The organism is Taylorella asinigenitalis MCE3 (assembly GCF_000226625.1).
Taxonomy (GTDB): Bacteria; Pseudomonadota; Gammaproteobacteria; order Burkholderiales; family Burkholderiaceae_B; genus Taylorella; species Taylorella asinigenitalis.
Map to the genome: position 1 here is coordinate 338,701 of NC_016043.1, position 20,224 is coordinate 358,924.

At 41.9% G+C, this 20,224-nt stretch carries 23 protein-coding genes, 1 tRNA gene and 1 pseudogene; 15 read left to right on the forward strand and 10 right to left on the reverse strand.

What is annotated here, in order from left to right; genetic code table 11:
* Window positions 1-27 precede the first annotated feature (27 nt).
* The 6 genes from TASI_RS01635 (at window position 28) to ychF (ending at window position 4,853) form a co-directional block, all read left to right on the forward strand.
* Window positions 28-104: transfer RNA gene (locus TASI_RS01635), tRNA-Gln, on the forward strand.
* A gap of 38 nt (window positions 105-142) precedes the next feature.
* Complete coding sequence (locus TASI_RS01640) at window positions 143-1,096, forward strand: ribose-phosphate pyrophosphokinase (RefSeq protein ID WP_014111014.1); 954 nt, start codon at window positions 143-145, stop codon at window positions 1,094-1,096.
* A gap of 84 nt (window positions 1,097-1,180) precedes the next feature.
* Window positions 1,181-1,819, forward strand: a complete 639-nt coding sequence (locus tag TASI_RS01645; protein WP_014111015.1) for a 50S ribosomal protein L25/general stress protein Ctc — start codon at window positions 1,181-1,183, stop codon at window positions 1,817-1,819.
* Window positions 1,820-2,324: 505 nt separating this feature from the next.
* Window positions 2,325-2,978, forward strand: coding sequence for an aminoacyl-tRNA hydrolase (pth, locus tag TASI_RS01650; RefSeq protein ID WP_081462447.1), 654 nt, complete (start codon window positions 2,325-2,327; stop codon window positions 2,976-2,978).
* On the forward strand, window positions 2,971-3,753 hold the full coding sequence (locus tag TASI_RS01655; RefSeq protein ID WP_014111019.1) for a CPBP family glutamic-type intramembrane protease: 783 nt from the start codon (window positions 2,971-2,973) through the stop codon (window positions 3,751-3,753). Before pth ends, TASI_RS01655 begins: the two co-directional genes overlap by 8 nt.
* An 8-nt stretch (window positions 3,754-3,761) precedes the next feature.
* Entirely contained in the window at window positions 3,762-4,853 is a 1,092-nt protein-coding gene (ychF, locus tag TASI_RS01660) for a redox-regulated ATPase YchF (protein WP_014111020.1), read from the forward strand.
* 87 nt (window positions 4,854-4,940) lie between these two features.
* Here ychF and TASI_RS01665 read toward each other — a convergent pair whose 3' ends face one another.
* The 3 genes from TASI_RS01665 to rsmD are packed head-to-tail and all read right to left on the reverse strand — an operon-like array spanning window position 4,941 to window position 6,255.
* Entirely contained in the window at window positions 4,941-5,192 is a 252-nt protein-coding gene (locus TASI_RS01665; RefSeq protein WP_014111021.1) for a YfhL family 4Fe-4S dicluster ferredoxin, read from the reverse strand.
* Window positions 5,192-5,695 (reverse strand): pantetheine-phosphate adenylyltransferase, encoded by a 504-nt coding sequence (coaD, locus tag TASI_RS01670; protein ID WP_014111022.1) that lies wholly within the window; start codon window positions 5,693-5,695, stop codon window positions 5,192-5,194. The genes TASI_RS01665 and coaD overlap by 1 nt, the downstream gene beginning before the upstream one ends.
* Window positions 5,692-6,255: a 16S rRNA (guanine(966)-N(2))-methyltransferase RsmD gene (rsmD, locus tag TASI_RS01675; RefSeq protein ID WP_014111023.1), complete on the reverse strand. Its 564-nt coding sequence runs from the start codon at window positions 6,253-6,255 to the stop codon at window positions 5,692-5,694. The genes coaD and rsmD overlap by 4 nt, the downstream gene beginning before the upstream one ends.
* Window positions 6,256-6,339: 84 nt before the next feature.
* Here rsmD and ftsY point away from each other — a divergent pair, with 84 nt between their 5' ends.
* Complete coding sequence (ftsY, locus tag TASI_RS01680; RefSeq protein WP_014111024.1) at window positions 6,340-7,677, forward strand: signal recognition particle-docking protein FtsY; 1,338 nt, start codon at window positions 6,340-6,342, stop codon at window positions 7,675-7,677.
* A 120-nt stretch (window positions 7,678-7,797) separates the two neighbouring features.
* On the opposite strand, the gene TASI_RS01685 is transcribed toward ftsY, so the two are convergent.
* On the reverse strand, window positions 7,798-9,603 hold the full coding sequence (locus tag TASI_RS01685; protein ID WP_014111025.1) for a CYTH and CHAD domain-containing protein: 1,806 nt from the start codon (window positions 9,601-9,603) through the stop codon (window positions 7,798-7,800).
* 93 nt (window positions 9,604-9,696) lie between these two features.
* Window positions 9,697-10,164: a MarR family winged helix-turn-helix transcriptional regulator gene (locus TASI_RS01690; RefSeq protein ID WP_044977922.1), complete on the reverse strand. Its 468-nt coding sequence runs from the start codon at window positions 10,162-10,164 to the stop codon at window positions 9,697-9,699.
* Window positions 10,165-10,250: 86 nt separating this feature from the next.
* Between TASI_RS01690 and ribBA the strand changes: the two genes are divergently transcribed.
* The 6 genes and pseudogenes from ribBA (at window position 10,251) to TASI_RS01720 (ending at window position 14,805) form a co-directional block, all read left to right on the forward strand.
* Window positions 10,251-11,420, forward strand: a complete 1,170-nt coding sequence (gene ribBA / locus TASI_RS01695) for a bifunctional 3,4-dihydroxy-2-butanone-4-phosphate synthase/GTP cyclohydrolase II (RefSeq protein WP_014111027.1) — start codon at window positions 10,251-10,253, stop codon at window positions 11,418-11,420.
* Between the two features lie 108 nt (window positions 11,421-11,528).
* Window positions 11,529-12,068 (forward strand): annotated as a pseudogene (ribH, locus tag TASI_RS01700) (6,7-dimethyl-8-ribityllumazine synthase); the annotation flags it as partial.
* A gap of 181 nt (window positions 12,069-12,249) precedes the next feature.
* Window positions 12,250-12,684, forward strand: a complete 435-nt coding sequence (gene nusB / locus TASI_RS01705; RefSeq protein ID WP_014111029.1) for a transcription antitermination factor NusB — start codon at window positions 12,250-12,252, stop codon at window positions 12,682-12,684.
* Entirely contained in the window at window positions 12,677-13,792 is a 1,116-nt protein-coding gene (gene thiL / locus TASI_RS01710; RefSeq protein WP_014111030.1) for a thiamine-phosphate kinase, read from the forward strand. The genes nusB and thiL overlap by 8 nt, the downstream gene beginning before the upstream one ends.
* A gap of 15 nt (window positions 13,793-13,807) precedes the next feature.
* Window positions 13,808-14,329: a phosphatidylglycerophosphatase A family protein gene (locus TASI_RS01715; RefSeq protein WP_044977926.1), complete on the forward strand. Its 522-nt coding sequence runs from the start codon at window positions 13,808-13,810 to the stop codon at window positions 14,327-14,329.
* Entirely contained in the window at window positions 14,314-14,805 is a 492-nt protein-coding gene (locus TASI_RS01720; protein WP_014111032.1) for a CinA family protein, read from the forward strand. Before TASI_RS01715 ends, TASI_RS01720 begins: the two co-directional genes overlap by 16 nt.
* Here the strand turns inward: TASI_RS01720 and pyrF are convergent.
* The 5 genes from pyrF to TASI_RS01745 all read right to left on the reverse strand — a co-directional run bounded on the left by pyrF (window position 14,765) and on the right by TASI_RS01745 (window position 19,236).
* Window positions 14,765-15,616: an orotidine-5'-phosphate decarboxylase gene (gene pyrF / locus TASI_RS01725; protein ID WP_014111033.1), complete on the reverse strand. Its 852-nt coding sequence runs from the start codon at window positions 15,614-15,616 to the stop codon at window positions 14,765-14,767. The two genes, TASI_RS01720 and pyrF, sit on opposite strands and share 41 nt — an antisense overlap.
* A 2-nt stretch (window positions 15,617-15,618) precedes the next feature.
* Window positions 15,619-16,017 carry a diacylglycerol kinase gene (locus TASI_RS01730; protein ID WP_044977929.1) on the reverse strand — a complete coding sequence of 133 codons (399 nt, stop codon included), beginning with the start codon at window positions 16,015-16,017 and terminating at the stop codon, window positions 15,619-15,621.
* A 111-nt stretch (window positions 16,018-16,128) separates the two neighbouring features.
* A complete protein-coding gene (gene groL / locus TASI_RS01735; RefSeq protein WP_014111035.1) occupies window positions 16,129-17,772 on the reverse strand; it encodes a chaperonin GroEL in 1,644 nt (547 codons plus the stop codon).
* Window positions 17,773-17,824: 52 nt separating this feature from the next.
* Window positions 17,825-18,112 carry a co-chaperone GroES gene (locus TASI_RS01740; RefSeq protein ID WP_014111036.1) on the reverse strand — a complete coding sequence of 96 codons (288 nt, stop codon included), beginning with the start codon at window positions 18,110-18,112 and terminating at the stop codon, window positions 17,825-17,827.
* A 113-nt stretch (window positions 18,113-18,225) separates the two neighbouring features.
* Window positions 18,226-19,236: an amino acid ABC transporter substrate-binding protein gene (locus TASI_RS01745; RefSeq protein WP_014111037.1), complete on the reverse strand. Its 1,011-nt coding sequence runs from the start codon at window positions 19,234-19,236 to the stop codon at window positions 18,226-18,228.
* 169 nt (window positions 19,237-19,405) lie between these two features.
* Between TASI_RS01745 and TASI_RS07910 the strand changes: the two genes are divergently transcribed.
* Both TASI_RS07910 and TASI_RS01755 read left to right on the forward strand, forming a co-directional pair.
* Window positions 19,406-19,813 (forward strand): hypothetical protein, encoded by a 408-nt coding sequence (locus tag TASI_RS07910; protein ID WP_014111038.1) that lies wholly within the window; start codon window positions 19,406-19,408, stop codon window positions 19,811-19,813.
* A gap of 26 nt (window positions 19,814-19,839) precedes the next feature.
* Window positions 19,840-20,202 carry a copper chaperone PCu(A)C gene (locus TASI_RS01755; protein ID WP_014111039.1) on the forward strand — a complete coding sequence of 121 codons (363 nt, stop codon included), beginning with the start codon at window positions 19,840-19,842 and terminating at the stop codon, window positions 20,200-20,202.
* Window positions 20,203-20,224 lie beyond the last annotated feature (22 nt).

Sequence of the window (20,224 nt, forward strand, 5' to 3'; positions counted from 1 at the left end):
CTTTATTGCATAATAAATTGCATTTGTTGGGGCGTCGCCAAGCTGGTTAAGGCACCGGATTTTGATTCCGGCATGCGAAGGTTCGAATCCTTCCGCCCCAGCCATTGTCTAATTAGACTCTTTCACATGTGGCTTACTTATCATGGCTCATAACAATTTCATGATCTTCACTGGCACGGCTAATCCACGTCTTGCTATTGATGTCGCAAATCACCTAAACATGTCTCTAGGGAAGATGACTGTGGGACGTTTCTCCGATGGTGAAGTTATGGTTGAAATTCTTGAGCATGTTCGTGGTCGTGATGTCTTTGTTCTTCAACCTACATGTGCACCTACAAACGATAATCTTATGGAGATTATGGTTATGGTTGATGCTCTTAGAAGGGCTTCAGTAGGTAGTATCACAGCAGCAATTCCTTATTTCGGATATGCTCGTCAGGACCGCAGACCGAGATCCGCACGCGTTGCCATCACAGCAAAAGTAGTAGCAAATATGCTTCAGTCTGTAGGCGTGGATAGAGTTTTAACTATGGACTTACATGCAGATCAAATCCAAGGATTCTTCGATATTCCTGTGGATAATATTTATGCTAGTCCTGTTATCGTGGCCGATATATTGCGTCGCGATCTTAAGAATTTAGTTGCGGTATCACCTGATGTGGGTGGTGTTGTTAGAGCTAGGGCCTTGGCTAAGCAGCTTGAAGCGGAGCTTGCGATTATCGATAAACGTCGCCCGAAAGCGAACGTTTCTGAAGTGATGAATATTATAGGTGATGTAGATGGTCGCACTTGTATCATCATTGATGATATGGTGGATACGGCTGGTACTCTTTGTAAGGCTGCACAAGCTCTGAAAGAAAGAGGGGCTTCTACGGTGTACGCTTATTGTACGCATCCTGTATTGTCGGGTGCTGCCGTTGAGAGGGTTACTGAATCTGTTATTGATGAATTAGTAGTTACAGATACTATTCCACTTTCACCTGAGGCTACTGCTTGCGAAAAAATTCGCCAGCTTTCAACAGCCGCTTTACTTGGAGAAACTATTTCGCGTATTTCTTCTGCGGAATCTGTAAGCTCCATGTTTGCCGAATATTAGATTTTGAATTTTTCCTGCTGGTCGCGGCAGGGATTAGTGGGGTGATATCACCCTTTTTTTTAACCTTAAAAATTGGAGTTATCCATGAAATTTTCAGCTAAAGCACGTAGCGTACAGGGATCGAGTGCGAGCCGCCGCCTGCGCCGTGAAGGTCGCCTTCCAGGCATCGTTTACGGTGGAAAAGGGGAGCCTTTAAATATCGACCTTGACCACAATGAAATTTTCCACGCATTACGTAAACAAGAATTCCACTCATCACTTTTAGAGATGGATTTAGATGGTAAAACTGAAACTGTTTTACTTCGTGCTGTTCAATGGCACCCATACAAACCGCAAGTTTTGCATATTGACTTCCTACGTATTGAGCGTGGTCAGCCAATCACTACAAAAATCCCTCTTCACTTTATTAACGATGAAAATTCTCCTGCAGTTAAATTGCATGGAAATCTTATTTCTAAAATCGTTACTGAAATTGAAGTTACTTGTTTACCTAAAGATTTACCAAGTGAAATCGTGGTTGATCTTGGTGAACTTGAAGCGGATAGTGTTATTCACTTGAGTAGCATTAAAGCTCCTGAGGGTGTAGAGTTTGTGGCTCATGGACATGAGGAGGATTTGGTTCTTGCTTCTGCTTCAACTCCTCGTGCAGTTACTGAGTCTGCAGATCCAGTTGAAGGACCAGCTCCTGAAGAAGCACCAGAAGAGGAAAAAGAAGAAGAGTAAAAAGTATCTTTTTACAATTATTACCTACGCAGACAGGAAAAATAGGAGAGAACGGACCGAGTGTTACTGATAAGGGCATTAGTGCAGGTGGAATGAACATATCTAATGTCGTACCACCTACACAACCACATCATGCTTCCACAAAGGCTATGTTGACACTTATGTAAGGCATCTTGAGAGTAAGATCAATGAGCGCTACAAAGATGCTTTAGGTGCGTCCGCTTTGGCTATGGCTATGGCTTCTTCTGGGCTTATGCCGCCATCGCCTGGCAAGAGTGCATTCGCAGTTGCTAGCGATGTTCGAAGTCAAGTTGGTGGCGGTGTCGGTGCTTCTTATCAGTGGTAATTTGTTTCCTAAAATAATAATAAAAAATCTAGCTCATAAAAACCTACCCCTAGCCCCTGAATTTCGCCTCCGAATTCAGGGGATTTTTTGCTAAGCTTAAATAATAGTAAAATCTTAAGTTTTAACTTTTGCCTTCGCAACCGAAGCGTAAAAAAACTCATGAACACATCCCTAAAACTTATTGTCGGTTTGGGAAATCCTGGCCCCCAGTACGAGCAAACCCGCCACAATGCTGGCTTTTGGCTTGTCGATCGCCTCGCTCAAAAGCATGGCTGTGCGTGGGCTTTGGAATCCGCGTTTCATGGCTATTTAGCAAAGCTCCCCTCCGCCAGTGGCAATGTTTACCTACTCAAACCATCCACTTACATGAACCTCTCAGGGCGTGCTGTTCAAGCCGTATGTCATTTCTACAAAATCGCCGTCGACGAAATCATTGTTGCACACGACGAGCTCGATTTGCCAATCAATGAAATCAAGCTTAAGAAAGGCGGCGGTCATGCGGGGCATAACGGATTGAGAGATATTACGGCGGCATTGGCATCGCCAGAGTTTTGGCGGCTTCGAATTGGCATCGACCATCCACGCAAGCGAAATATGGTGCAGCCAGTTGCCGACTATGTTTTGCATAGGCCCAATTCCGAAGAAGCGGCACAAATTTTAAACAGCATCGATCGCGGCGTTGAGGCGATTGCGAAATTATTGATAGGGGAGAAGCAGGAGGCCATTGCCACGCTCAAAGCCCCAGCACCCGCACCCACCGCAGCACCCGCACCCGCCACAGCTCCCACTAAAGAGGCACCGCACAATGATTAAGTCCATAAAAGAATTATTGCACTATATCGTGCATCCGCAGTTTATCGAGCACGGACCGTCACATTCCGATTTTGCGTTGCATGTGCCGCTTGGTCGCATTTCCAAATGGGTGTTTTTGCTTTGGCTTATTAATATTTTTCTGCTCGCTCCTATTGTTGTGCTAGTGACCAATAAGCTTGGGGTTGAAAATCAAATCGACCCGCGCATGCCTTATTTGGTGCCGCTTGCGGCGATATGGGCGCCTATTGTGGAGGAGCTGATTTTCCGCTTTTCTTTGCGGCGGCCGATGTTTTGGATAATATGCATACCGCTTGGATTCATGGTTATGAGCTCAGGGCCTATGATTTTAAGTCTAGGGGTGGTTGCGGTTACTTTGCTTGTGGCAATGTACCTGGACACCACCGGAAAATTGGAGGAGAAGTATGCATTGCCACCTAAAAGTAGGGCGTTTTATTATGCGTATTTCCCGTGGGTTTTTCATATAAGTGTTATCGTGTTCGCATGTTTACATGTGTATAACTACAATATCAAGGACCTTTCCGTCCTTATGATTTTGTTGGTCGTGCCGCAGCTTGTGACGGGCTATGTTATCGCATGGTTTAGAATGAAATACAGCTTTGCGGCGGCCGTGGTTTTTCATGCGATATTTAATGCAGGTCCCGTGATTTTGGTATGGCTGGCGATGAGGGCGATGGAGTCATTGCCACCGGAAGAAGTAGAAAAAATAATGAAGGGCATGCAAAACATGCTCGAGCAAGTTTTATATTTAATTTGAGGTTTTAAATGGCATTACAATGCGGAATCGTTGGGCTTCCAAATGTAGGGAAGTCGACTCTTTTTAACGCACTTACTAAGGCTGGGATTGCGGCCGAGAACTATCCATTTTGCACGATTGAGCCTAATGTGGGGATCGTGGAAGTGCCAGATGCGAGGCTTGAGAAATTAGCGGAAATTGTGAAACCAGAGAGGGTATTGCCAGCGACTGTTGAATTTGTGGATATTGCGGGGCTCGTGGCTGGTGCGTCTAAAGGTGAGGGGCTTGGAAATCAGTTCCTTGCAAATATTCGAGAAACAGATGCTGTAGTGCATGTTGTGCGCTGCTTTGAAGATGGCAATGTTGTCCATGTCGCAGGCCGTGTAGATCCTGTGAGCGATATTGAGGTTATCAATACGGAGTTGGCATTGTCAGATTTAGCGACGGCGGAAAAGGCACTGCTTAAGAATCAAAAAGTTGCACGTGCAGGGGATAAGGAAGCTCAAAAACTGGTTGCTGTTTTAGAGAAAATTGTTCCACATTTAAATGAAGCAAAAGCAATTCGTTCTCTTGGATTAGATGAGGATGAAATGCATGCGATTAAGTCATTTGGATTTATAACCGCGAAACCATGTATGTATGTCGCAAATGTTCGTGAAGATGGTTTTGAAAACAATCCACATCTTGAAGCTGTTCAAAAATATGCGGCGGCTGAAAATTCTCCAGTAATCTCAGTTTGTGCTGCTATTGAAGCTGAAATCGCCGATCTTGATGATGAAGATAAGGAGATGTTTTTAGCAGACATGGGTATGGACGAGCCTGGCTTAAACCGCTTGATACGTGCGGGCTATGACCTTCTTGGTCTACAAACATACTTTACGGCCGGTGTGAAAGAAGTGCGTGCATGGACCATTCGCAAAGGCGATACAGCACCTAAAGCAGCTGGAGTTATACACACTGATTTCGAACGCGGATTTATACGTGCTCAGACAATTTCGTACGATGATTTCATACAGTACAAAGGCGAGCAGGGAGCTAAGGAAGCTGGGAAAATGAGGGCAGAAGGAAAAGAATATATCGTCAAAGATGGTGACGTGCTTAACTTCTTATTTAATGTGTAAGTTTAGCCATACGTAAAGTTATGGGGCTTACCTTCGATCAACTGGATTGGTAGGGACCTCGCTTCGAGCCCCATTACCGCGCGCCGCTTACGCTTGTCCAGTCAATTTCTTAAATTTCTCCATTAATTGTTCTTCTGTTTCTGGATGATTTGGGTCTTTCGAAATACAGTCCACGGGACAAACCGACATACACTGCGGTTCGTCGTGATGACCCACGCATTCAGTGCATTTATCGGGTTCAATCACATAGATCTCTGGCCCCATATAAATAGCTTCGTTTGGGCACTGCGGTTCACAAACGTCGCAGTTAATACAGTCTTCATCAATTTTTAATGCCATTACTCTGATTCCTTTTGCGCTTTCAAATAAGCGACTTTATCTGTGAGACGTTTTTCAACTAGAGGGAACACGAACTCACTAACATCCCCTCCTAAAATTGCAACCTCGCGCACAAATGTGCCTGATATAAATTGATATTGCTCAGATGGAGTCATAAACAAAGTTTCCACCTCTGGCAATAAATACCTATTCATCCCAGCAAGTTGAAATTCATATTCAAAATCGGATACCGCACGCAAGCCACGCACAATCACTTTTCCGCCTTCCTGACGTACAAAATCTTTTAACAAACCTGTGAACGATTTCACTTCCACATTTTTATAGTGACTTAAAACTTCTTTGGCAATGTCTAGGCGTTCGTCAAGTGTGAAGAATGGTTTTTTAGCTTTGCTTTCCGCAACGCCCACCACTATATTATCGAAAAGCTTTGAAGCTCTGCGAACCAAGTCCTCATGCCCACGCGTTATTGGGTCGAACGTGCCTGGATAGATTGCTGTAATCATAAAGTTTCTCTATTAAATTTAAATAAGTAAAAATAAACTTGTCCTGCTTTTGATTCCCTCAAAAGCTCAAATGAATCGTTTAATATTTGTGGTTTGTCTGATTCAATATATACAAGCCCTTGTGGCAATAATATATGTTCCAAATATGGTTTCGTAATCTCAAGTAATTCGCTATGAAATGGAGGATCAAGAAATACTAAATTGAACCTACTCGCATCCATACGTTCAAGAATTTTTGGTACTCCTAAGGAATTTATACGCACTGCATTAGCATTTAATTTATCGCGAGATTTTCGAAGTTGTTCAATAACTTTTTGGTTCTGGTCTGCAAGAAGCACATATTGTGCACCTCTTGATGCAGCCTCAAATCCTAAAGCACCAGTACCTGCAAATAAATCTAACACAGATTTATCTTGGTAGACTCCAGACCATATATGGTCAATCCAGTTAAATAATGTCTCACGAACACGATCTGGTGTGGGTCTAAATCCTTCAATCTCTAAGACTGGCAATGTAGATTTTTTATACTGACCACCAATTATGCGAACAGTGCGACCCATAGGTCTTAAATTCCAAGGTAAAACATTAATTATAAAATAAATTTTGTAGTTAAAATAATGGCTTATTACAGATAGAAGTTTTATATGTTCCGATTTTTTAGAAAAAAGAAAAATAAAGATGAAGCTCGAGTGGATGAAGTTGAGCAGACTTTAGAATCACAAGAAGAGGTGGCGGAAGCAGAAGCGGAGGTATTGCCACAAGAAATGCCACAAGAAACGCAGGAGTCTGAATCGATTTTGCCTGAGAATTCTTCTTTTGATAATTTATGGCCTACTCCAGATGCGCAGGGCAAAGTTCATATTAAAGTGAGTTTGTCGGATGCATTGCCACCGATTAGCGATGAGGAGCTCGAGAGGGCGGCTTTGGCTGAGGTGCGTGAGGATGATTTGAGTCGCTTTGGGTACGGGGATGAGCCAGAATATGAGGATGAGGAGGAGCTTGAACCTGATCCTGAGCCTGGGATGCATGAGGAGCCAGACCCGCAGCCTGAGCCAGAGCTTCAAGCCGTGCTCGCAGATAAAAAAGGTTGGTTTTCGCGTCTTAAATCTGGACTTGCTCGATCCAATATAGGGGCTATATTCGTTGGCTCTCGCATTGATGAGGATCTTTTCGAAGAACTGGAGAATTCGCTGTTGATGGCGGATGCGGGGGGCATTGCCACAGAGAAAATTATTAATGAGCTGCGTCAGGCCGTCAAAAAGCAAAGGCTTGAAACGGCGGACGAAGTGAAGCAGGCACTGTGCGATATTATTGCCAGCTATCTTAAGCCGCTCGAGAAACTTTTCGATATTCACGAGGATCGTACAAATGTCGTTATGATTGCGGGCGTAAATGGTGCAGGAAAAACTACTTCTATCGGCAAACTTGCGTATCATTTTCAAGCACATGGAGCGAGTATGTTGCTGGCGGCTGGGGATACATTTAGGGCGGCGGCCCGAGAACAGCTTCAGCAGTGGGGACTGCGTAATGATGTGCAAGTTATCTCGCAACAAGGCGGCGATCCAGCTAGTGTAGCGTTCGATGCCGTAAATTCAGGGAAAGCCAAAGGAACTACGGTTGTGATGATCGATACGGCTGGGCGACTTCCAACGCAAACTCATCTGATGGAGGAGCTTAAAAAAATTAAGCGCGTTATTGGGAAGGCCGATCCAACGGCTCCGCATGAAGTGCTGCTAGTTGTTGACGGAAACACTGGGCAGAATGCACTATCTCAGATTAAGGCTTTTGATGCGGCGATCGGGCTTACTGGTCTGCTTATTACTAAGCTTGATGGAACAGCTAAAGGCGGCGTTCTTGTGGCATTGGCTTCGGGAGTGCAAGGGGTGAGGCCGATTCCAGTGTATTGGATTGGAGTGGGTGAAGCTCTTGAGGATTTGCAGCCATTTGTGGCTGAGGAATTTGCTCAGGCTCTGGTTGGATAGTGAGCTTTTGGGGGCTGTTGGTCTATCGTTTTATTGACCGCGAACACGGGGCCTGTGCGAATCACGCAAACCTCGCACAAGTCCACACACACGCAACCCACGCAAGCCCACCCCCAATATTTATCGCACAAATTTTATGCGCTTAGGAAGCCTGCGATGAGCCTCATCAGCCTCGCAACGTAAAATTTCAGTATGTGCAGCCAGCCAACCCACAGCAAACCATGCTTGCTTATGAGTTCGCACTAAATTTGAAAAATATTCATGTGCCGTAGCGTAATCGTTAAGCTGACCGAACACCTCCTGAGCATCGATTAATCGACGACTCACGCGTCCCAAACGACTAGCTCCTTCCATATTTTCATACACATTTAGTGCATATCGAATTTTCTTAATTTTCTTGCGCAGGTCGTGGTAGTTTTCAATTTCCGCTTTGCTTCTTGATTTCCAATGATTAACAATTGACTTATACCATTTGGCAATGCGTTTTTCGATCTTATAAATCAGTAATGAATCGCCCGCAACTCCTGGAGAGAGTGGAATAATATCTAAAAGCTCATTACGTATTAAATCCTGAGCCTCTTCGAACGATGTCTCTGGCTGTGAATCTCCTGCACGTGCAGCACCCGAAGCAGCCGCAACAGCCTGAGAGAGTAATCGTCTCGTCGATGCTTGCTTAGGTGCATCCTCGTCCCTTGCCTCATCTTTTACCTCTTCCACCGCATCAGCCTCAACTTCCGCCGCTTCAGAAGAAGACTCTTGCACAACATCGTCCGTATCCTTGATTTCGAACGCTTCTTCCTTTTCTGGTGGCAATGGATCCGTATTCGGCACCGTAGCCATCCACTGCATCAATCTAATCAATAGTATCTGAAACTCTCGTTCTTTTGCGATTTCCGTAGCAGGCTTCCCATCGTAGTGATTGACTTTAATCTCAGGCATACCTGCCTCTTCTAAAACAGGCATTATGGTTTCAAGCATAACGTCTTTATCACGAGTTTCACCGAACCGTTTGAAATACCCTTTTAATTCTTGTTGTAGGGCCTCTTCAGGCATATGAGCAATACCATCAAACAATCGCCAATTTGAAACTAGTCTTCTAATTCCTACGCGTAATTGATGAACATGTTCGCTTTTAGCTGTTTTTGCGACCCCAGCTGTATCCACTTCAGCCAATAATGCTGCATTTGAAGATATCTGGTCTATACACTCTTCTGTTAATTTGCTTAATGCTTTTGTAGCGGTTAAATATTTTTGAATATATGTTGTTTGAGCTTTTTTCTCGGCCCAAAATTTTTGCGTTTCAGCTAGTTCGATTGCTGCTTGATGTTGAGGGTCGGCGGTTGTGATTTTATTATTTATATTTGCTAATGCATCCCCGCGATGGGCTTTTGTGCGGTTATCCAGAATAAGACCATGTTCCTTAGTCCATCTTGCTGCCATATCAAAAATTGCACATACCTGCCCTGAAACTAGCTCAAACTCAATTTCATTAATAGGAAGTTCAAGCACTCCAGCCCTTACAAATCCCGTATCATAAGCAATCTCTACCGTCCCTCGTTTAACGCGCTGTTTTTTAACAAGCCTCTCAACATGTGTCTCAAATCGACATTCCAATTCTTCCGTTAATTTTGAGATTACAATTTCCGCTGCCGTTCCTGCATAAAGGCTTAAATCCAGAATAGGGGAGTGTCTAGAGTGATTTAATTCAAACCGATTGAATTGATTTTCTCCTGCCATCTTTAAGGTTTGAACCCACGTATCTCCCTCAAGCCTTAATCGAATCGATGTTTTAGATTTAGCAAGCTGACGGCTTGGAGTATCAAAATACATCGCTCGCAAATTTACTTTAGTCGCATTATTAAGAGAATTTCTTACAGATTCACGGGTGGCAATGGGTACGTGTAGTTTAATTTCTTGTTCAGACATGGCAGGAAGGAAATTGTTAAGATTTTATTTCAATCCAATAAAATACCATAAAAATTAATGATTTAGAAAAATTTTGTTGCTAAAAGCCCTAAATTAAATCGAATTTGGATCAATAATTTGTTTTAGTTCGCTTAGTGCTTTGAGTATCTTTTTAGAATCAGTCTCTTTTAAGTCACCCATTAATTCATATAGAGCATCATTTAACCCCTCATTCGCTTTTTTGAGGATTTTCTTACCCTTCGCGGTAAGATTAAGTGTTACTGTACGACCATCATCGATACTCTCTTTTTTGCGAATATATCCTTCTTCTTCAAGCACCTTCACAACATTAGTAATATTGCCGTCGGACACCATAAGTCGTTCAGAGATTTCGCCCATCTTCAATCCATATCGCGAGCTATTTATATGAGCAAGTATTTCAAAACGTGTAGGTGTAAGATTGTGTGCAATTCGCAAATACTCGCGCACATGGCTTTGAATAATATGATTGCATGCGTTTAGACGTAGCCAAATCTTTGCGTATGACGTATCGCTTGATGAGAGGCGGCTTTCAATGTCCATGTTCTCTTTTTTTGGTGGCAATGTTTACTTAGTATATCAAACGCTAAGTGTTAAAATCTTTGATTAACTCAAAAGTTGGTATCAGTATGAATGCTTCTACAAAAACTCAGAATCAGGTTAATACCGAATTAGATATTCGGGAAGAGGATTTTGGTATATCCCCAATTACTGAGATTATTGAAGATTTAAGATTAGGGAAGATGGTCATTATCGTTGATGAAGAAAATCGCGAAAACGAAGGCGATTTGATGATGGCTGCTGAATTCGTAACCCCAGAGGCTATTAATTTCATGATTACTCATGCTAGAGGTCTAGTCTGTTTAACCCTGACTCACGATCGTTGTGAGGAGCTTAATTTACCAATGATGACTAGTACAAACCGTTCTGGATTTGGAACTAATTTCACTACTTCAATTGAAGCGGCTGAAGGAGTAACTACTGGTATTTCGGCTGCAGATCGTGCTCATACTATTAAGGTAGCTATCTCTAAAAATTCAAAACCTACTGATATCGTGCAGCCAGGGCATATATTTCCAGTAAGGTCCGTTCCAGGGGGCGTATTAGTTAGAGCGGGACACACAGAGGCTGGGTGTGATTTAACTAAATTAGCTGGACTAACACCTGCATCAGTTATTTGTGAAATTATGAATGCAGACGGAACTATGTCTCGCCTTCCAAATCTTATTGAATTTGCAAAAGGCCATGGAATTAAGATAGGCACAATTGTAGATTTAATTCAATATCGCAGTGAACATGAATCTATGATTGAGTGCATTGGTTCCCGAGAAATTAAAACGTCATGGGGTACATTTAAGGCTTTTGCATATCGCGATAAATCTGCTGGAGCTCCACATATAGCTTTAGTAAAAGGCGAGATTAAAGAAGATTTAGATACCTTAGTAAGAGTTCACGAACCGACAACAGCACTTGATTTGCTCGATTTGGAAGGGCAGTCGCATAGCTGGTCATTGCCACAAGCATTAGAAAAAATTGCAAACTCTGAGCGCGGTGTTGTAGTTCTATTAAATGCACATGGCTACGAGGGTCGGATTTTTGATGCTATTTTAAATTGGGGGCAGGAAGCTAGGGAACCTAAACCACAAAAAAATGAGCGCTACGATTTGCGTACCTATGGTATCGGGGCTCAGATTCTTCGTGACTTAGGGGTGGGACGTATGAGACTTTTAAGTAATCCTCTTCGTATGCCCTCTATGGAAGGCTTCTCTCTTATAGTTACTGGAAACGAGCTACCCTAGAGGATTTTGAGGGGGTGGATGAATATGTCCGCCCTTCATCTCGGTGTCAAATCCAAATCTATATAATTCCTTTATAATCTTTACACCACTACTTAAATAGGAGCCTCTATGAAACCTTATACTATGGAACCAGATCGCAACGGTGAAGACCTTTATGTTGGAATTGTACTTAGCCGTTTTAATGAAGAAATTGCTTACGCAGAACTTGAAGCTTGCTTAGATGAGCTTGAAAGCCTTGGTGTTGATGAAAGCCAAGTTATGGTCGTTACTGTGCCAGGCTCGCTTGAACTAGGAATCGCATTGCAACAAATGGCTATGAGCTATGAGTTCGATGCTTTGATTGCTTTAGGTGCCGTTGTTCGCGGTGATACATATCATTTTGAAGTTGTCTCAAATGAAAGTGCCGCAGCTATTTCCAAAGTTGCCCTTGAGATGAATATCCCTATCGCAAATGGTGTGCTCACTGTAGAATCTGCTGATCAAGCACATGCACGTGCTGAAGAGAAGGGTCGTGATTGTGCTCTTGTAGCAGTGGAACTTGCTAATCTTATGGAAGCATTAGTACCTGAAACAGATGAAGATGAAGATCTCGACGATTTAGAATATTTCCTTGATGACGAAGATATGGATTACGACGATGAGGAAGAGTTCGAATTAGACGAGGACGAAGACGAAGACTTCGATGAAGATTCTGAGGATGAAGAATATTCAGAGGATGATGAGGATGAAGATGAGTACTTTGATGATGAAGATGATGAAGAGTACGAAGATGAAGACGATGAGGATAATCGTCGTTAATAACTAACTTAACATTAGGAGACTTATTTTAATGGGGCAAAAAGTCGGCATTAGTGCTAGACACTTAGCTAGGGAGTTTGTAGTAAAGGGCCTTTATTCGTGGCTTATATCAAACGAAACCCAAGATAGTGCGGATATAGATGCACATATGCGTGAACAAGAAAATTTCGATTTTGCGGATCTCGATTTATACAAAAATTCTCTATACGGTATCATCCGGGATGCCAGTATGCTCAGGGAACATTTTGCCCCATTTATAAGTCGCTCATATTCAGAGCTTTCACCAATAGAACACTCCATCATGCTTTTAGGGACCTATGAATTAATTAATTCATTAGATGTGCCTAAAAGAGTTGTTTTAAATGAAGCCATTGAACTTGCAAAAGACTTTGGTGGAACTGATGGGTTTAAATTTATCAATGGTGCCCTTGATAAATTAGCTGAGAAAATTAGAATCCATGAATAAAGAATTCGACATTATTGAAAACTATTTCAGTTTTTCAAAAGCAACGCGAGAAGTTCCTATAACGGTGGGAGATGATTGTGCAATTTTTACGCCACCGTTTGGCCATACGCATATTGCAACAAGTGCTGATCTATTGATTGAGGGTCAGCATTTTTTTTCTGATGTTAATCCTAAAAATTTGGGGCATAAGGCACTGGCTGTAAATCTATCGGATTTAGCGGCTATGGGAGCAGAACCAATTGGATGCCTGTTGTCGTTGGCATTGCCATCTATAGATCAGTCATGGATTGCTCAATTTACTGAAGGGTTTAGAAATTTATCAGAAAAATATATGTGCCCTTTGATTGGCGGAGATCTCTCCAAAAGCAAAATGGGCATCATTATAAATGTCACAGTTTTTGGCGGCCTAAATGTAAATTTTAGAAGAAGTGCTACTTCGGCGTTTATGACTCGTGCGGGGGCACGTGCAGGTGATGATATTTGGGTTTCAGGCAATCTTGGAAAAGCTCATCTCGCATATACCACTAAACGCGACAATCCAAATGATTTAGCTAAATATGCGATGATTTTTGAAGCTCTGGAATTACCGGAACCTCGTATAGATCTAGGCAAATCTCTAATTAGACGCGCTACTTCATGCATAGATATATCCGATGGGCTTGTTCAAGACCTAGGTCATATCATGAAAAGCAGCAAAAAAACCGCAGAAATTCATTTAGAAAAAATTCCATACGATAAGAATTTAGAAAAGCAATTTAGCAAAGAACAGATTCGTGAGGCTATTTTATCTGGGGGCGATTGCTATGAATTATGTTTCACTGCACCCCCAGAGAATCGTGCCATAATAGAGAGGCTTTCTGATTCTTTGCAACTAAAATTAACGAGAATAGGTGAAGTGAGCTGGCGTTTTAATATTGACAGAGAGAGAAGGGAACGAGTAAAGCGTAGACAGGAATTGAGAAATAAATTTGAAAAGAATAATTATTATGTTGATACTACGCCTTTCACACCTATTCCACACGCTCAAGGTAAACCACGCCCACCAGTGGAAGTTTATGAAAACGGGGAGTTAATTGAAGTTCCAAATGGTGGGTTTCAGCATTTTTGATTTATATTGATTGAGATGGAATCGGGAAACATTGCCACAAAAATATCTTTTGCATGGATGCTTCGAAAGCCTTTTAGAATCTTAGCCTTAGGTTTTGGGGCAGGACTCATAAAACCAGGGCCGGGGACTTGGGGCTCATTTGTGGGCCTATTAATATGGTGGCTTTTCGATTTGCTATCACTCTCTTTAATATGGCGATTTGTAATCATATGCGTGATGTTTATTGCGGGTTTGTGGATTTGTGGACAAACTTCAAAAGACATAGGTGAACATGATAGTGGCTCAATTGTGTGGGACGAAATAGTGGCCGTGCTGTTTTTGATTCTTTGTATCGCTCCTCAAGAATACGCATTTTATTTTATTGCAGTGATTATTTTTCGCATCTTTGATATATGGAAGCCATTTCCCATCGCATATTTCGATCGAAAATTGAGGTCTTCATTTGGAATAATGTTCGATGATTTATTAGCTGCTGTATATTCTTTTTTAACGTTCAAAATTTTGATTCTTATTTTAATATTATGGATTTACAAGTAGAAAAGGTAGCAAAGATTCTTGTAGATCGCTCGGCTCGAATTTGTTTAGTAGAGTCATGCACTGGTGGGCTTATTTCTAAAATGTTAACCGACATACCAGGGTCTAGTAAGTGGTTTGAGTGTGGCCTAGTTACTTATTCGAATGAATCTAAAATCGCTCTAGTAGGCGTTCCTAGCGAAGTTATTGCACAGTATGGTGCTGTAAGTGCAGAGACTGCAAAAGAGATGGCCATGGGCGCTTTGAAGCGATTTGATAGGTGCGATTACTCAATTTCTGTAACGGGCATTGCAGGTCCAGGTGGTGGTTCAGAGGCTAAGCCAGTGGGTACGGTGTTTTTTGGTTTAGGCGTGCGAGATGAACATGGGTCGATAAGTTCAAGCGTGCACGGGAAACATATAAAAGGGGAGAGTCGAGATCAGATTCGAAATGAAAGTGCTAAGTGTGCACTTTCCCTATTTTTAGAATTGTTTGATTGATTTTGTCCCGAGTTTTGCGAGCCACGTCTGATGCAGCTTGCAAGCAATCTTCAGCACCGCTAGCGTATAAAATCGCACGAGATGAGTTGATTAAGAGAGCATTGCCACCGAAAGAGAGGGCGGCAGTCACAGTAGCCTCCAAATCCCCGCCCTGAGCCCCTATGCCAGGAATCAGAAGCGGCATATCAGGCCCAACAATTTCTCGAACGCGTGCAATCTCATTCGGATAAGTCGCACCCACGACAAGCCCAAGCTGCCCGCTAGCGTTCCACTTTTTGCACGCAAGGGTGGCTATATGCTCGTAAAGTCTCATCCTGCCATATTCTCCCTCGACCTCAAGAAATTGAAGATCCGAACCACCCGCATTCGATGTACGACACAAAACGATAACACCGCGATCCTTCCACTCCAAATACGGCTCTATCGAATCAAAGCCCATATACGGATTCACGGTCACAGCATCCGCACCATAGCGCTCAAAAGCCTCAATCGCATACTGCTTCGCTGTCGTGCCAATGTCTCCGCGCTTTGCATCAAGAATAACCACAAGCGACGGATGCTCCCGACGTATATGCTCGCACAACCTCTCCAGCTCCCGCTCTGCACCTAATGCCGCAAAATACGCAATCTGCGGCTTAAATCCGCACACATAAGGAGCACAAGCATCCACCATATCGCGACAAAAATCGTACACCCCTTCCGTAGTGCATGCATAATGAGTGGGAATGCGGCTGATATCAGGATCAAGCCCAAGCATCAGTGCCGAATTTTGCTTATCCCACACCGCACGAAGTTTAGTGATGAAATCCATAACTACGACCAATCAGCGAAATAGCGAATTACAAAATAAAGCCATGTGAAAAATGAGAAGACAAGACATAGGAAAATAGCGGCACTTCCAAGATCCTTCGCTCTTTTGATCATCTCGTCGTAGTCATTTATTATGCGATCGCCCAAGGTCTCGAGTGCGGAATTAAGCAACTCTACGATAAGCACAAGAAATAAGGTGAATAAAAGCACAATCACTTCGATTGGCGTGCGTCCAAGAACAAATGCTAATGGGCACATAAAGCATGCGATTAAAAATTCCTGGCAGAAGGAGGCTTCAAATTTGAAGGCAGACCTGAACCCTTGGAATGAATATTTTGTGGCATTCCAGATACGGTTATATGTGAGCTTGCTTTTGTATGGACTTTCGTAGTCTTCTGACATTTTAGGTGGCAATGTTTTCGAATCCGAAAATTATAACTGATACCCGCAAAAATAAAGGCATAAACCCCGTGTGAAGTTTACGCCTTTCATTGTGTATGGTTATCTTAAAAATTAGAAGCCCATGCCACCCATACCGCCCATGCCGCCCATGTCAGGCATTGCAGGAGCAGGTTTGTCTTCAACAACTTCAGTTACTGCAGCTTCTGTAGTTAGAAGTAAGCTTGCAACTGATGCCGCATTTTGCAGTGCGTTACGAGTCACTTTAGTTGGATCAAGAACGCCTTGTTCCATCATATCGCCGTACTCACCTGTAGCTGCGTTGTATCCGTAGTTACCTTTACCGTTAAGAACGTTATTTAAAACTACGCTTGGCTCCTCACCAGCATTTGATACGATAGTGCGAAGTGGAGCTTCGATAGCACGTAAAACAAGTTTGATACCAGCATCTTGATCTGCATTTTCGCCTTTAACCGCAGAAATTGCTTCTTTAGTGCGAAGTAAAGCGACACCACCTCCAGGAACAATACCTTCTTCGACTGCAGCACGAGTTGCGTGTAGAGCATCTTCTACGCGAGCTTTTTTCTCTTTCATCTCAACTTCAGTCGCAGCACCAACACGAATAACAGCAACGCCACCAGCTAATTTAGCTACGCGCTCTTGAAGTTTTTCGCGATCGTAATCAGAAGTAGCTTCTTCGATTTGACGACGAATTAAATTAACGCGAGATTCAATTTTTTCTACAGCACCTGCACCGTCGATAATAGTTGTGCTTTCTTTAGCAACTTCTACACGTTTAGCTTGACCAAGATTCTCTAAAGTAGCTGTTTCTAAAGACATACCAGTTTCTTCAGAAATAACAACACCATTAGTTAGGATTGCGATATCTTCAAGCATAGCTTTACGACGATCACCAAAACCTGGAGCTTTAACTGCAACAGTTTTAAGAATGCCACGGATATTGTTTACTACTAATGTAGCTAGAGCTTCACCTTCCACGTCTTCAGCGATAATTAGTAGAGGGCGGCTAGTTTTAGCAACTTGCTCTAACACTGGCAATAAATCGCGGATATTTGAGATTTTTTTGTCGTAGATAAGTATAAATGGCTCATCTAGAGCAGCAATTTGTTTTTCGCCGTTATTAATGAAATATGGAGATAGGTAGCCACGGTCAAATTGCATACCTTCAACTACATCTAACTCATTTTCAAGTGATTTACCGTCTTCAACAGTAATAACACCTTCTTTACCTACTTTGTCCATAGCATTAGCGATAATTTCACCTACTGAAGTATCGCTATTTGCTGAGATAGAAGCAACTTGAGCGATTTCTTTTGAAGTCGAGCTTGGACGTGAAAGTTTTTGAAGCTCTTCTACAGAAGCCGCAACCGCTTTATCGATACCGCGTTTAAGATCCATTGGATTAATACCAGCCGCTACATATTTAAGTCCTTCTTCTACGATTGATTGAGCAAGGACTGTAGCTGTAGTGGTGCCGTCACCCGCATTATCCGCAGTTTTAGAGGCAACTTCACGAACTAGCTGTGCACCGATATTTTCGAATTTATCTTTAAGTTCAATTTCTTTGGCAACGCTTACGCCGTCCTTCGTTACTAATGGTGCACCAAATGAGCGCTCTAATACAACATTACGTCCTTTAGGGCCAAGTGTAGTTTTAACTGCGTTAGCTAGTACGTTTACGCCACGAACAATACGTGAGCGTGCGTCATCACCGAAAAATACTTGTTTTGCTGTCATTTTATAAATTCCTAAAATTTTTTAACTATATAAATGTGGGGTCAATATGCGATTATTCAACTACAGCAAGGATTTCTTCGTCACGAATAACTAAGAATTCTTCACCGTCCATTTTTACTGCTTGTCCAGCATATTTACCGAAAAGTACACGATCGCCTACTTTTAAATCTACAGAAATTAACTGACCGCTTTCTGATTTACGACCTGGGCCAACTGCTACAACTTCACCGATATCTTGTTTTTCTTCAGCACTTCCGGCAAGGATAATGCCAGACTCAGTAGTTTTTTTGTTATCTACTCGTTTGATAACCACTAAATTTTGTAATGGACGTAATGCCATGGATAAACTCCTAATACGTAATCAAAATAAAAAAATTAGCACTCAATGCTCATGAGTGCTAATTATATGGGCTAAATTGTAAATTTCAAGAGTGGATTGAAATCCTTCCCATTTTAGCGAACAGGTAAACCGTAGTGAAGTCCGCCTTCAGTGTATAGTTTATTGATTCCACGCGGAATTTTAAGAACACTGTCTTTTCCTACATTTCTCTCAAAGCTCTCACCATAGTTTCCAACTTGTTTGATAACTTGGTAAGCCCAGTCCTCACTAAGTCCTAAGTTTTTACCGCTTCCTTCAGTTACCCCAAGAAGTCTTTGTACGTTAGGGTTAGTAGATTTTTTCTGTTCATCTACGTTTTTACTAGTGATTCCAAGTTCTTCTGCATTCCATTGAGCATGCATAACCCATTTAACTATATTGAACCATTTATCATCGCTTTGACGTACAAAAGGTCCTAGAGGTTCTTTAGAAATAATTTCTGGCAATACCATATACTCATCTGGATTAGAAAGTTTTGAAATTCTGATTGATGCCAAGCCAGATGCATCAGTCGAGAATACATCGCATCGACCAGAAGCAAATGCATTAACTACTTCATTAAACTGATCAAATACTACTGGTTTATAAGTGATTTTGTTTGCACGAGCCCAGTCAGCCATAGTGTTTTCGTTAGAAGTACCAGTTTGCATACATACAGTAGCACCATCTAATTCTTTTGCACTTTTAACTCCAAGAGATTTTTTGATTAGAAATCCTTGACCATCGTAGAAATTAACGCCTGGAGACATAAGCCCGATAGCAGTATCTCTTTGCTGAGTTACTGTAGTGTTACGAGTAAGAATATCGATTTCCCCTGATTGAAGGGCAGTAAATCTTTGTTGAGAGTTCAAAGGTACAGTTTTAAATTTAGTAGCATCACCAAATACTGCCGCAGCAACAGATTTACATAGGTCCACATCAAGACCTTCCCATTCACCTTTATCGTTAGGAGCTGAGAAGCCAGCAAATCCAGTAGTGGTACCACATACTACGTGACCTCGACTTTTAACTGTGTCTAGAGTGTCCGCTTGAGCTTGAGCTGAAGCTAGTACAAGCCCAGCAAATAATAAAGATAATTTTTTCATGTAATCCCCTAAGAGAGTAATAGTTTGTTTAGAAAATATATCAAATTTAGGGTCAAAATGTGACAATGTAGCAAAAGGTAAAAAATCTTTTTCTTTATTTCAAAATGTATACACAAGGTATATACATGGTTAGAATAATTTCACTTTCTAATCCAAATGGAGATTTATTATGAAATCAACACTATTCTTAACAATGGGTTTGGCATTCAGTTCTGTAGCATTTGCTCAATCTGCTTCTACTATGGTTGATTCAGCTAAGGATGAGATGAAATCGGCTGTGGTTGAAAATACTGATGCAGATAGAAAACCTCTTCTTATCAAACCTAAAAATCAAGCTCAACCTAAATCAGTAACTAAAACTAATACTGATGAATCTATGGACGGCATGAAAGATGACCATGACCATGAGAAACATGATCATGACCATGACCATGACAAACATGACCATAAAAAACATGACCATGACCACAAGAAACATGATCATGACCATGACCATGACCATGACAAACATGACCATGACAAACATGATCATGATAAAGAGCACAAAAATGATGTTCTAAAAAAAAAGCACCAGTAAGTAATGTAAGCGAAAACGACATTGATGTGACTCAATGTTGGATTAGGCTTTTCCCTTCTGATAGGTTCTCTGCTTTATATTTTGATATAAAAAATAATAGTGAATCAGAAACTGCTTATGTAGTGGGTGTCAGTTCCGAAAAATTTGGGGTTGCTGACCTTCACGAAACATATACATCAGAAGATACATTAGTTGGTATGAGATCTGTTGATTGGGTTGAAGTTCCACCTCAATCAACAGTGAACTTCAAAAGTGGCGGATATCATGTAATGTTATCTAAACACGAAGTAAAAGTGGGTGATGAGATTGAGTTTAATGTCAAACTAAGTAACGACAAATCTAAATCGTTCTCTTGTAAGGCTAATGATGTAAAAGCCACAACTTACTAAGATGCGTAAAACTTAAAGGGCT